Source organism: Pseudomonas sp. GW822-FHT02E03 (genome assembly GCF_058802325.1).
The window spans coordinates 242407-254664 of sequence record NZ_JBXAOA010000003.1; the positions used below are offsets into that span (position 1 = coordinate 242407).

Here is a 12258-nt window from a genome sequence, read left to right on the forward strand (position 1 = left end):
TGTGGGAGCGGGCTTGCTCGCGAAAGCGGTATATCAGGCAGCATCAATATTGACTGTGCCGCCGCCTTCGCGAGCAAGCCCGCTCCCACAGGGATTGCGTTTGATTGACTGGCATTGGCAAGCCCCCTTCCCCACAACAAGCCCATTCCCCAACAATCCGGGTACAATTCGCCCCCTTCATTTTTACGACACCAAGGAACCTCCATGTCCGGGCTTGAACTGTTTGCTGCCGCCCTCGGCGTGATTGCCGTCTGGTTGACGGTCAAACAGAACCCCTGGTGCTGGCCGATCGGTCTGGTCATGGTGCTGCTGTATAGCTGGATCTTTTTCGAAGTGAAGCTGTATTCGGACATGCTGCTGCAAGTGATCTACGCCGGTTTGCAGATCTACGGCTGGTGGCAGTGGACCCAGGGGACCGCAACTCATGGCAAGCGGCATGTCAGCCTGCTCGATGGCAAATCCGTTGCGCTCGGACTGGCCGTCGGCGCAGTCGGCAGTTTGCTGCTGGGCGCCGCGATGGCCCACTGGACCGATGCCGCGCAGCCCTGGCTCGATGCGGCACTGACCGGTTTCAGCCTGGTGGCGCAGTTATGGATGGCGCAAAAACGTCTGCAATGCTGGCCGCTGTGGATCGCACTGGACATCATCTTTGTTGGCCTGTTCATCTACAAAGAGCTGTACCTGACTGCAGGTCTTTATGGGGCGTTCGCACTACTGGCGGTGCATGGCTGGCGGACATGGCGCACCGACCCGGCGTTGCGCACATGAAAGTTCTGGTACTGACCGGGCCTGAATCCAGCGGCAAGAGCTGGCTGGCCGCCGAACTGCAACAGCAACTCGGTGGTGTTCTGGTGGGTGAATACGTGCGCTGGTTTATTGAGCAGAAGGCGCGCGACACCTGCCTGGCCGATATCCCTGAAATCGCTCGCGGTCAGTTGCAATGGGAAGACGACGCTCGCGTCCAGGGGCCGTCGTTGCTGATTCTCGACACTCACTTGCTGAGCAACATGCTCTGGAGCCAGACCCTGTTTGGCGATTGCCCGGCCTGGCTCGAGCAAGCACTGCTGGCTCGACACTATGACTTGCACTTGCTGCTGTCGCCCGAACAAGTCGATTGGACCGATGACGGTCAGCGCTGTCAGCCCGAACTGGATGCACGCCGGGCTTTTTTCAACGCGACTCAAGCATGGCTGGAGCAGCATCGACAACCTGTTCAAGTGCTTCAGGGCGATTGGGCCGAACGCCGGTTTCAGGCATTGCAAGCCGTCACGCTGCTGCTCGGGCGCTGAGCCGGCCAACACCCAAATCCCTGTGGGAGCGGGCTTGCCCGCGAAGACGGCGGCACAGTTAATATTGATGTCGCCTGACACACCGCCTTCGCGGGCAAACCCGCTCCCACATTGGATTGCGCGGAGCTGAAGGACACTGGCCAAATACTCCAGCATTTGTTGCAGAATTTTTGCAAATACGTCCGCTTCTGAAACACCGCCCCCTCTCGAACAACCCGTCTCAACGCTGGTCATCGTCTTGTCATGCGATGTGTTAGAGCGCTGATACATCCTGCACAAAGCTTGGATCCAGTGCTATTGCGATCTCTTATCAATATTGCCGTCCCGGCGGTTGTCTCAGACCTGAAACACCCTTTTATCGATCCACCAGCGTTGATCGATAACCCTCTGAATCAAAACAATAATCAAAAACCGGCACAGCTTTCGCTCATTCCTTCACAACGCTGACCAGGACCAGCCACAACAAAGAAGGAATTGCCGCCGTGGGGACATTTGATAACAGCATCTTTAGCCTCCTACTGATCGGATGTGTACTGGGCTCAAGTGTCAGCCTGCCCGTACAGGCTGACAACGGCCTCATCATTATCAAACGTGATGTCCAACCGCGCATGGCAACGCGTGCACCGGTGATGCCCGACCCTAGCCCCACGACCGCCAATGCCAACCCGTCCAAACAAGTCCTCAGGCAAACGAACGAGTTGAGCGACGGCGACTTCGCCAACGTCGCCAGTGGTGCCGGTATCTCCCGCCTGGTCACTCAAGGTACCAACAACCTGGGCGGCAATATCACCAACCAGACCCAGCTTTCCAACCTCCCCGCTGGACGTTCGGGAAACTCGGGCAACGGTATTGCCAACATGGTCAATTCAAATGTCCAGCAAGGCCTGGGTGCTCTGAGAGTTGTAACGGGAGACCGTTGAGATGAATCGTACGCTGCTGATGATCGCCATGTTTTGCAGTGCATCCACCTTTGCCCAATCACCCGTCATCAATAACGCCGACATCGACGGTTCGGGCATGCAGCACCAAGGCAACCTCTCAGTCAACCAGGCGGCGGGCGATCAGCAGCAACAGGCCAACGCCCGGGCCATCGCCATTGGCAACAACGCCAGTGCTACCACACAAATTCGCCAACGGCTGCGTACGCAGGTCGACCCCAGGATCGATGCTCGATCCAGCATTCAAGGCGACTCCTTCAGCCACGGCAACGGTGTACTGGGCGTCAACCAGAGCGCAGGCGCCAGCAACCAGCAAGCCAATGCCCTGCGGATAAGTATCAGTACACAGCCGCAAAGTATCGACGACAGCGTCCTCATGCAGCAGAACGTGACGCTGATCAACAACTCCGATCCAACTGACTCTGCACCAGGCAATCGCCAGGTCGCTACCAGCGATCAGGCCTTCACCGGTAGCCGTGGGGTGATCCAGTTGAATCAGAGCTCCGGGGTGGGAAACCGAATGGCCAACACCCTGAGCGTACGGGTCACGGATTGATCCAAACAGGTAGAAACAACACTTAACCTAAAATAAGTACGGAGAATCACCATGAAACCTTCGATGGCACTCAAGCCTCTGGTTTTCGCAATTGCTGCGGTCATGGCTGTTGCTGTACAAGCGAACGATTGGCGTGACAATGACCACCACCATGGTCATAAACCCCCTCCTCCAACAAAGATCCCTGTCTATGCGACGGCCAATGCGTGGGATAACCAGAGCAGTACCGGCAACCGCATCCGTAACGAGGGGACGGTCAACGAAGCCGAGATGAACAGCTCTGCCACAGGCGCCAGCGGCAACGTCGGCGTCAACGTGGCGGCAGGTAGTGGCAACCAACAAGACAACGCGTCCGCCATCGCCAATGCTGCCTCAAACTCAAGTCAGGATAACAGCTTCGTGTTCGGCACTGCCGAAGCCACCGCCGACGTCACGCAATACAGCAACAACAACAGGGTCAACAACTTCGGCAGCACAGCCTCTGCCGTGATGAACGGATCGGGGAATGGCGGCAGCGGCAATATGGGTATCAACATTGCTGGCGGCGACCTCAACCAACAGAAAAACACCATGGCCATTGCCAACACCAATGCCCCGCTCGGTAACGCAACAGCCACCGCCTCTGCCGATCAACAGGGTCCTGGCCTGGTCGTAAATAACAACGCCGATCGGACAACCCGCCTGGATACGATAACCGTTACCACAACGGCCAGCGGTAGTTCCTCTCGCGACAAGTCTTCCGATTTGAGCGTTAACCAAAGCGCTTCTTCGAGCTTCGATGTGAGTGGTTCCAGGAGCTCTGAGGCGAGTGGCTCCAGAAGCTCCGATGCGAGCGGCTTCAGAAGCTCGGACAGCAGCTCCAGCCGCAGTGCTTCTTTGAGCGCTGCTTTGGATGCGTCTGCGAATGCCACCAGAACGGTTACCTGGAACAATGGCAATGGCGATCGCACCCGCACCAGGACTGTCGACGTATCGGTTGACGCATCGATCGATGCAGATTTCGACGCATCGCGTGAAAGATCGAGCGACTCCTCGTTCGAAAGATCGTTCGATAAGTCGTGGGAGAGATCGTCCGCCTCCTCGTTCGAAAAATCGGGCAGTAAAGAGTCCGAGTCTTCGTACGACAAATCGAAAAGTTACAGCGAGAGCAGCTCTTTTGATTTGAGCAACACCTATTCCTATCAAGTGCTGACTCCAACTGGCTGGGCAAACCCTGTGACCAACACCGCAACCCTGAACGGTTCGGTGAATGGTGGCAGTGGCAACCTGGGCGTCAACGTGGCTGCTGGTGTGGGCAACCAACAAAGCAACTCGTTGGCCATTTCCAACAACTCGTTCTAATGGCTGTCTCTGGAGGCCCCCTTACGGGGGCCTGTTTCAACACAACCAGAAGGCGTTCCACCATGCGCATTATCGCCTTGGCATTTTTGCTTTATGTGGCCAGTGTGAGCGAGGCTGCACAAATGCCGCTTTCCGTCCTGCCGGGTGGCGCGGTGGTGTACAAACCGATCCAGAGCATACGCGAGCGTAAGTTTGCCGACCTGGTGCAGCAGAAAACCGACTTCAGTTGCGGCGCAGCTGCGCTGGCAACCATATTGCGCCAAGCCTATTGGCTGGACGTGAATGAAGAACAGATCATCGAAGGCATGCTGGCACATTCCGATCAAGATCTTGTCCGTGTTCAGGGCTTCTCCATGCTCGACATGAAGCGTTACGTGGAAAGTATCGGCATGCGGGCCCGTGGCTACCGGGTAGCGCCGCAAACGTTGAGCGACATCAGAATTCCGGTTGTAGTGCTTCTGGATATCCGTGGCTACAAACATTTTGTGGTCATGCAAAGAGTCCACAAGGGCTGGGTCTATATCGGAGATCCGGTACTCGGTCATAAGCGCTACAAAGTCGACGACTTTGTAAAAGGCTGGAACGGCATCATCTTTGCCGTCATCGGCCAGGGCTACGACAAAGCCAATGCGTTGCTCGACCCACCGATGCCACTGACCGCCAAGAACCGCATCAACACCTTCACCCCGGTGCGAGACGCAGAATTGATGGATTTCGGATTCATCCAAAGCGACTTCTTCTGATAACAAGGAGCACGACGCTCCGGGAGCATTCAATGAAGACTCCACTCTGGCTGGTCGTGGTTTGCCTGGCCGCCAGCCTCCCGACCCAGGCACAGACGTTCAAACCCATTGAGCTGAAGGATCAGGAATTGGCGACCCTGCGCGGCCGCTATGTCATGCCGGGGCGGATCATCAGTTTCGGTATTGTCATGACCAGCACCTGGCAAAATGCCAACGGTGAAGTAATCGGGGCAACGTCCTCGATGCAAATTCAACAATCGACCATCAAGCCACAGTTCTATGTGTCGATGATCAATGAAAAAGGTAATGGCTCCACGAGTTCGCAAGGCACCGGCATCGTCACGGGTGGCAATGGCCTCAACAGCACCGAAGGCGTCACTCAAGTCGTGCGTGCTGCCGGCGACCATAACAGTGCCTACAACAACGTTCAGATCAACGTCACAAAGGCTAGCCAGGCGCCAGCAACAGAACAACAGGGCCAGGCGCTGGCCGCAGGCTCGACGTTGGTCGGCGCCAATGGCGCGGGCGCGTTGAGCGTTTCCTCGACCGCTACGGGTGTGCAACTGAACATCGTGGCCAACAACAACCAGGGCAGCACCGAACAACGCCTGGCCCAAGGCGGGCTGATGCAGAACACGACTTTGCTCGGCGGTGGTAACCAGGTCAACAACCTCACATCCTTCAATGTCGTGCTGCGTGACAACGTGACAACCGGGTCGCTGAACGGCAACCTCGACCAGCTCAAAGGTCTTCGCACTCAAGGATTCTGATCTACGCTCAGTGTCACCCGATGTAGTCAGAAGGGACGGCTAACCCATGCACCGATCGTTGACGTTCAGAGCTATCGTTTGTTTGAGTAGCCTGGCCCCGGTCCCACTGCTGTATGCAGCACCGGCCCCCCAGGTCGAAGCACTAAAACAAGAACTCATGGAGTTGAAACAGCGTTACGAAGCACAACAGAATGCGCTGATGGTACTCGAGCAGCGCATTCGCCAAGTCGAAGAAACACCTGCGACGCCTGCCCCCAAACGCCTGACCAAATCCCCCGCAGAAACGCCCGGCGGTGGTCAGGCAGTGGCCGCCGGTGCGCCGGGAACCACGGGCAGCTCATACGGCCAGTCGCTCAAGGACGACTCGGAACCTGCGCAAAGCGTTTCCAACCTGTATGACGAAGCCAGCGGCTTCTTCGGTGGCGGCAAGTTCAGCTTCGAAACCGGCCTGACGTACACGCACTACGATACCCGTGCATTGGTACTCAACGGCTTCCTGGCACTGGACTCGATTTTCCTTGGCAACATCAACCTCGACCGTATCAAGGCGGATAACTGGACCCTGGACCTGACCGCCCGCTACAACGTGGCGCAACGCTGGCAGTTCGACATTAACGTCCCCGTGGTGTATCGCGAATCAACGTATTCCTCCGGTGGCTCCGGTGGCGCAAGCCCGGTGACGTCGGACGCAACCGTGACCCGCGATCCGACCATCGGCGATGTGAACGTTGGCGTTGCCTACAAGTTTCTGGATGAGTCGGCCAATCTGCCCGACGCGGTCTTCACGTTGCGCGTCAAGGCGCCGACCGGTGAAGACCCTTACGGCATCAAACTGGTCAATGACCCGAACAACGATAACCTCTCGGTACCCGAGGAGTTGCCTACCGGCAATGGTGTCTGGTCGATCACCCCGGGCCTCTCGCTGGTCAAGAGCTTCGACCCGGCCGTACTGTTCGGCAGCCTGTCCTACACCTACAACATGGAAGACTCTTTCAGCGACATCAGTCCTCAGGTCAACTCCAAGGTGCCCGGGGATGTGAAACTGGGCGATTCCTGGCAGATCGGCGCCGGTATTGCCTTCGCCTTGAACGAGAAGATGAGTATGTCGTTCTCGTTCACTGATCAGTTTGCCAGCAAGAGCAAGATCAAGCCGGACGGTGGCGACTGGCAATCGATTTCCAATAGCGATTACAACTCGGCCAACTTCAACATCGGCATGACCCTGGCCGCAACCGATAACCTGACGATCGTTCCCAACCTGGCCATCGGCCTGACCGACGACTCGCCGGACTTTTCTTTCAGCCTGAAATTCCCGTACTACTTCTGATCCCGCACATACACTTTTGTTGATCCTGTAGGAGCGAGGCTTGCCCGCGAAGAACGCCAGGCGGTTTAACTGAATCACCGCGCTATCGTTCTTCGCCGGCAAACCTCGCTCCGGGTCTGCGATCGCTCAACGCATCTGATGCTTGTGCAACAAACGGTAGAAGGTAGGCCTGGATACCCCTAGCACCTTGGCGGCGTTGCTCAAATTATCGCTATGGCGGTTAAGTACATCGCACAAGGCCTGACGCTCTGCCCGGCACTTGTAATCTTCCAGCGTGCCCATCGGCGCGGCAAGGGCCTGCTGGCTGATCAACCCCAGGTCACGTGCTTCGATCTGCCGTCCTTCGGCCAGAACCAATCCGCGCCGTACCCGGTTGGCTAACTCGCGGACATTGCCCGGCCAGTCGTGCTTGCCCATGGCGATCAGCGCATCTTCACTGAAGCTGCGCGGACGACGACCGGTTTCATGGCTGTAGAAATGGGAAAAGTGATTAGCCAACATCGAGAGATCACCATGGCGTTCGCGTAGCGGCACGGTGATGACTTGCAGAACGTTCAAGCGGTAGTAAAGGTCTTCGCGAAAGCGTTTCTTCTCGATGGCCGCTTCCAGGTCGACGTGCGTTGCCGCCAATACCCGCACATCCACCGGAATAGGCTGGTGGCCCCCTACACGCTCAATGTGTTTTTCCTGCAGGAAGCGCAGCAGATTGGCTTGCAGTTCCAAGGGCAAATCACCGATTTCATCGAGAAACAGCGTTCCGCCGTTAGCCGCCTCGATCCGCCCGACCTTGCGCTGATGAGCGCCGGTAAAGGCGCCCTTCTCGTGGCCAAACAGTTCGGACTGGATCAAGTGTTCGGGGATCGCGCCGCAGTTGATCGCCACGAACGGTTTGCTGTGACGCTGGGATTGTCGATGCAGGGTGCGGGCGACCAACTCCTTGCCGGTCCCGCTTTCGCCGCGAATCAGCACCGGAGATTCGGTGGGTGCCAGTTTGCTCAGCAGTTTGCGCAGTTCGCGAATCGGTTTGCTGTCGCCGAGCAGTTCATGTTCAGGCTGATCGATATGAACCGTGCCCTGGCCGCGCAAGCGTGCCATACCGAACGCTCGGCCCAGGGTGACCTGAACCCGTGAGACATCGAACGGCAGGGTATGGAAGTCAAAAAACCATTCGCAGACGAAGTCTCCGACATTTTGTAATCGCAGGACTTCTTGATTCAGCACTGCAATCCACTCGGTACCACTACGGGTGATCAATTCCTTGACGGCTTCCGGGCGCTCCAGATGAAAGGGCTGCAAACGCAACAGGCCAACATCGCAGGTTCGTTCAGTGGCGTTTTCCAGCGTACAGCTGTCAACATCCCATCCAACGGCGCGTAAACCCGGCAACAAGCGGTGGCAGTCGTCGCAAGGATCCACTACTAAAAGACGTCGTAAGGCAGGCGCTTCGATCATGACTGTTCCTTGACGCCAAATTTAGGAAATATTAGTAAAAACAGTCATTTGGCGGGCTTCGATGTAACACTAGCAAGATTTTGACGCGAGCTTGTATCGATTGCTTATAGGGTTGTTTGCTTATTAGTTATAAGAAGTCAGTTGGTTAGTTGCCTAACGGGTTAAACCTTTCATTCAGCTTTCAGAAGTGGCCTGAATATCGAATCAATCCAAGAAAGTTAACATTTCTTTCGATTGTGTGTGACCTAAACCCCAGTTGCGGACATCAGTACAAGTAACCAGCCGAACGGTAAGCCCAACCGACGGCACATCACTTGTTTGGGCATATAGAGAGAAGATCCCATGAACGCCCCGCTCCGTATCAACGAAGCACTTTTGATTGCCGACCGCGCATTCCAACCCTTTCAATGCGTGGCCTGGGCTCTACAAGACGGTAGCGAACTAAGCCTGGCCATCATTGATCGCACCAACACGCGCATCAGCTGCAAACAAATTCCAAGCAGCGCCTATTCCGATCCAGAGCAACTCGAACACGTGCTGGAAGAAGCCCGTGCCGAGTTGAGCCAGGAAGGTTACACACTGCAATCATGGTCCATGCCGCACTAAGTGTTTTCGCGGATTGCCTTCCGGCAATCCGCTCCCCTCTTCTTCTTAGTTGACGATTTTCTACAGTCAGCTGCGCGACACCACTCTCCTGTTTCAACTTCTAGCCGCCGGATTACTTGGCAGGCTTTTCAGTGGTTCGAAAAGACACTGTTCTGGCACAAAACGCCCCCCCTCCGGCCCATGAAAACAGTTGTGCGCCGAGTCATTCAGGGATTGAATGTTTTGCTCAGGCAGTCACCTTCCGGGCACCCGGATCAGGACGACTGGCAAGGAGATGCATGCATGTCACCCCAGACTGCTTTTGCCTTACCTGCAACCGTGAATGGCGCCGAACGGCTCGATGCGAGTTTCGCTGGCACCGGCAAGACTCAAGTGTATTTTTCCGGCAGTCTCTCCAGCATGGCCAATGACATTGCGATTGACCCTGTCGGCCGGTTGCTGGTGGCGGCAAAAGTCGGTACGCCGGGCGGCCATCGCTTCGGCCTGGCCCGCCTGCTTGCAGATGGTTCGGCGGATCTGGCATTCGGCAAACAAGGCAGCATCAGCGGGCAGTTCGCCCACGGCTTCGAGGCCATGGCCGGCAAGGTGCGGGTGTTGGCCGACGGGCACATTCTGGTGGCCGGCCTGCATTACGAAAATGCTCACCGTACGCTGCCTGCCCTGGCGATGTTCGATCAGCAAGGCTGCCTGGTCCAGGGTTTTGGCGACAATGGATACTGCGTGGTGCGCCTGCCGGGTGATCTTTCCCGGGGCGCTCGCGATGCCTGGTTACCGCGCGGCACGCCGGGCACTGAAGCCTGTGATGTCTGCGTGCAGGACGACGGTCGAATCCTGCTGCTGGCCAATCATCACTTCGACCCGGCCGATCACGCCGGCATGCTGATACGACTCAATGCCGACGGTTCGCTGGACGATAGTTTCAACGGCCGTGGTTTCGTCATGGTCCGGCACCTGTTAATGAACACCTGGCTCTGCAGCTTGATGGTGCAGCGTGATGGTCGGATCCTGGTGAGTGGAACAATCAATGTTCCCGAGGAAGGTCTGCTGGCGCGTTATCACCCGGATGGCCGGCTGGACGACCGCTTCGCCATGGATGGTTTCATGACCTTCAAGGCACGCGAGCACAGCGCTCGGGCCTGCCAGATCGTCCAGCATGAAAACGGTGACTTGCATTGCTTTGGCAGCAGTCGCGACCCGATGCTCTGCCTGTCTCTGAAAGTTCACAGTAATGGCCGGCCGGATATTCATTGCAACGGTGGCCAGCCAAAGCTATTGGGAGTCGGCCGCAGCGACTGCCACTGGACCGCCGCCGGGGTTCAGCCGGACGGGCGAGTGCTGACAGTCGGAGCGACGGTCGGCGAGGTCGAAGCTGATCTCGTTTTTGCCCGATATTTACCCAGTGGGCAGCTGGATCGCAGTTTTGCCAAGGGCATCGGCTGGTGTCGCACACACCTGAGTCGCGGTTCGCATACTGCTACTTCATTGGCCATTCAGGCCAACGGTTGCATTGTCATAGGCGGCTATTCACTGGACGGAAACTGCCGCGCGGTCGTCGCGCGTTATCGGTGTTAGGCCAACGTCATTTTCCACACTTGATCTTCTGTTGTTCTTACGGCAACTTGCGCGCTTCTTAATACAAGGAGTAGCCGATGTCTGGTTCAATGGCCCAGGCCTTCGCGCATAATTTTCTCGGGCACTCACCTCGTTGGTACAAGGCGAGCATTGTCGGCTTCCTGATTCTCAACGCTCTGGTGTTGTGGACGGTCGGTCCGGTAGCGGCCGGCTGGTTATTGGTGCTGGAGTTTATTTTCACCCTGGCCATGGCGCTCAAGTGTTATCCGTTGATGCCCGGCGGGTTGCTACTGGTCGAAGCATTGCTGCTGAAAATGACCACGCCCCAGGCGCTCTATGATGAGCTGGTGCACAACTTCCCGGTGATCTTGCTGCTGATGTTTATGGTGGCAGGCATCTATTTCATGAAAGACCTGCTGCTGTTTCTCTTCTCGCGCTTGTTGTTGGGGGTTCGCTCCAAGGCCCTGCTGGCGTTAATGTTCTGTTTCCTGTCCGCGTTTCTTTCGGCGTTTCTCGATGCGTTGACCGTGACTGCGGTGATTATCAGTGCGGCGGTGGGTTTCTATTCGGTGTATCACCGTGTCGCCTCGGGCGGCGATCCGCGTCAGGACAGCGAAGTCGGCGATGACCGGCACTTGCCCACGCTCCATCACGCCGACCTCGAACAGTTCCGCGCCTTCCTGCGCAGCCTGCTGATGCACGGTGCGGTCGGCACCGCATTGGGCGGTGTGTGCACGCTGGTTGGCGAGCCGCAGAACCTGTTGATCGGCCATGAAATGGGTTGGCATTTCGCCGAATTCTTTTTGAAGGTCGCACCGGTGTCGTTGCCGGTATTGGCAGCGGGTCTGGTGACTTGCGTACTGCTGGAGAAACTGCGCTGGTTCGGCTATGGCACGCTGCTGCCGGACAACGTGCGTACGGTGCTGGCCAACTACGCCGCCGAAGACAACGCCGCACGCACTGCACGTCAGCGCGCTGCGTTGATGGTTCAGGGCGCGGCAGCGCTGATTCTGATTGCCGGCCTCGCGTTTCACGTCGCCGAAGTCGGCTTGATCGGTTTGATGGTGATCGTGCTGATCACCGCATTCACGGGCATTACCGATGAGCATCGCCTTGGCAACGCCTTCAAGGATGCCATGCCGTTCACGGCGCTGCTGGTGGTGTTTTTCGCAGTGGTGGCAGTGATTCAGGATCAGCAACTGTTCACACCGCTGATCCAGTGGGTGCTGGCGCTACCGACAAGTCAACAGCCGGGCATGTTGTTTATTGCCAATGGCTTGCTATCGGCCATTAGCGACAATGTGTTCGTGGCGACCATTTACATCACCGAAGTGAAACAGGCGTTCCTCGCCGGCCACATGAGCCGCGAACAGTTTGAAACCCTGGCGATTGCGATCAATACCGGCACCAACCTGCCGAGCGTGGCGACGCCCAATGGTCAGGCGGCGTTCCTGTTCCTGCTGACCTCGGCGATTGCCCCGCTGATTCGCCTGTCGTACGGGCGGATGGTGTGGATGGCGTTGCCTTATACCGTGGTGATGGGCGTGTTGGGTTGGTATGCGGTGAGTTACTGGCTATAACACCGGCCAAATGTGGGAGCGGGGGGGGGGGGGGGGGGGGGGGGGGGGGGGGGGGGGGGGGGGGGGGGGGGGGGGGGGGGGGGG

Annotated in this window: 12 protein-coding genes; 11 read left to right on the forward strand and 1 reads right to left on the reverse strand. The window is 57.3% G+C overall.

Annotated features, from left to right (window positions below):
• The first annotated feature begins 204 nt into the window (after positions 1 to 204).
• The 8 genes from pnuC to fapF all read left to right on the forward strand — a co-directional run bounded on the left by pnuC (position 205) and on the right by fapF (position 6964).
• Positions 205 to 768, forward strand: coding sequence for a nicotinamide riboside transporter PnuC (gene pnuC / locus AC1RQB_RS04190; protein ID WP_063343558.1), 564 nt, complete (start codon positions 205 to 207; stop codon positions 766 to 768).
• A complete protein-coding gene (locus tag AC1RQB_RS04195) occupies positions 765 to 1289 on the forward strand; it encodes an AAA family ATPase (RefSeq protein WP_063343557.1) in 525 nt (174 codons plus the stop codon). The genes pnuC and AC1RQB_RS04195 overlap by 4 nt, the downstream gene beginning before the upstream one ends.
• A gap of 482 nt (positions 1290 to 1771) precedes the next feature.
• On the forward strand, positions 1772 to 2209 hold the full coding sequence (gene fapA, locus AC1RQB_RS04200) for a functional amyloid chaperone FapA (protein WP_063343556.1): 438 nt from the start codon (positions 1772 to 1774) through the stop codon (positions 2207 to 2209).
• A gap of 1 nt (position 2210) precedes the next feature.
• A complete protein-coding gene (gene fapB / locus AC1RQB_RS04205; RefSeq protein ID WP_063343555.1) occupies positions 2211 to 2783 on the forward strand; it encodes a fibril amyloid subunit FapB in 573 nt (190 codons plus the stop codon).
• Between the two features lie 51 nt (positions 2784 to 2834).
• Positions 2835 to 4124, forward strand: a complete 1290-nt coding sequence (gene fapC / locus AC1RQB_RS04210) for an amyloid-like fimbrin subunit FapC (protein ID WP_063343554.1) — start codon at positions 2835 to 2837, stop codon at positions 4122 to 4124.
• 62 nt (positions 4125 to 4186) lie between these two features.
• On the forward strand, positions 4187 to 4867 hold the full coding sequence (gene fapD, locus AC1RQB_RS04215) for a fibril amyloid maturation endopeptidase FapD (RefSeq protein ID WP_008069268.1): 681 nt from the start codon (positions 4187 to 4189) through the stop codon (positions 4865 to 4867).
• Positions 4868 to 4899: 32 nt separating this feature from the next.
• Positions 4900 to 5637 (forward strand): fibril amyloid subunit FapE, encoded by a 738-nt coding sequence (fapE, locus tag AC1RQB_RS04220; protein ID WP_008069262.1) that lies wholly within the window; start codon positions 4900 to 4902, stop codon positions 5635 to 5637.
• Between the two features lie 46 nt (positions 5638 to 5683).
• On the forward strand, positions 5684 to 6964 hold the full coding sequence (fapF, locus tag AC1RQB_RS04225; protein WP_063343553.1) for a fibril amyloid transporter FapF: 1281 nt from the start codon (positions 5684 to 5686) through the stop codon (positions 6962 to 6964).
• 126 nt (positions 6965 to 7090) lie between these two features.
• Here fapF and AC1RQB_RS04230 read toward each other — a convergent pair whose 3' ends face one another.
• Complete coding sequence (locus tag AC1RQB_RS04230; RefSeq protein ID WP_063343552.1) at positions 7091 to 8416, reverse strand: sigma-54 dependent transcriptional regulator; 1326 nt, start codon at positions 8414 to 8416, stop codon at positions 7091 to 7093.
• A gap of 342 nt (positions 8417 to 8758) precedes the next feature.
• On the opposite strand from AC1RQB_RS04230, the gene AC1RQB_RS04235 reads away from it, so the two are divergent.
• The 3 genes from AC1RQB_RS04235 to nhaB all read left to right on the forward strand — a co-directional run bounded on the left by AC1RQB_RS04235 (position 8759) and on the right by nhaB (position 12174).
• Complete coding sequence (locus AC1RQB_RS04235; protein ID WP_008069259.1) at positions 8759 to 9022, forward strand: hypothetical protein; 264 nt, start codon at positions 8759 to 8761, stop codon at positions 9020 to 9022.
• 282 nt (positions 9023 to 9304) lie between these two features.
• Complete coding sequence (locus tag AC1RQB_RS04240) at positions 9305 to 10594, forward strand: NHL repeat-containing protein (protein WP_063343551.1); 1290 nt, start codon at positions 9305 to 9307, stop codon at positions 10592 to 10594.
• 77 nt (positions 10595 to 10671) lie between these two features.
• Positions 10672 to 12174, forward strand: coding sequence for a sodium/proton antiporter NhaB (gene nhaB / locus AC1RQB_RS04245; protein ID WP_063343550.1), 1503 nt, complete (start codon positions 10672 to 10674; stop codon positions 12172 to 12174).
• The last annotated feature ends 84 nt before the right edge of the window (positions 12175 to 12258 follow it).

Excerpts from the sequence above, each read along its gene's own strand:
- pnuC (WP_063343558.1), top strand. The coding sequence starts at position 205 with ATGTCCGGGCTTGAACTGTTTGCTGCCGCCCTCGGCGTGATTGCCGTC.
- AC1RQB_RS04195 (WP_063343557.1), top strand. The coding sequence starts at position 765 with ATGAAAGTTCTGGTACTGACCGGGCCTGAATCCAGCGGCAAGAGCTGG.
- fapB (WP_063343555.1), top strand. The coding sequence starts at position 2,211 with ATGAATCGTACGCTGCTGATGATCGCCATGTTTTGCAGTGCATCCACC.
- fapC (WP_063343554.1), top strand. The coding sequence starts at position 2,835 with ATGAAACCTTCGATGGCACTCAAGCCTCTGGTTTTCGCAATTGCTGCG.
- fapD (WP_008069268.1), top strand. The coding sequence starts at position 4,187 with ATGCGCATTATCGCCTTGGCATTTTTGCTTTATGTGGCCAGTGTGAGC.
- fapE (WP_008069262.1), top strand. The coding sequence starts at position 4,900 with ATGAAGACTCCACTCTGGCTGGTCGTGGTTTGCCTGGCCGCCAGCCTC.
- fapF (WP_063343553.1), top strand. The coding sequence starts at position 5,684 with ATGCACCGATCGTTGACGTTCAGAGCTATCGTTTGTTTGAGTAGCCTG.
- AC1RQB_RS04230 (WP_063343552.1), bottom strand. The coding sequence starts at position 8,416 with ATGATCGAAGCGCCTGCCTTACGACGTCTTTTAGTAGTGGATCCTTGC.
- AC1RQB_RS04235 (WP_008069259.1), top strand. The coding sequence starts at position 8,759 with ATGAACGCCCCGCTCCGTATCAACGAAGCACTTTTGATTGCCGACCGC.
- AC1RQB_RS04240 (WP_063343551.1), top strand. The coding sequence starts at position 9,305 with ATGTCACCCCAGACTGCTTTTGCCTTACCTGCAACCGTGAATGGCGCC.
- nhaB (WP_063343550.1), top strand. The coding sequence starts at position 10,672 with ATGTCTGGTTCAATGGCCCAGGCCTTCGCGCATAATTTTCTCGGGCAC.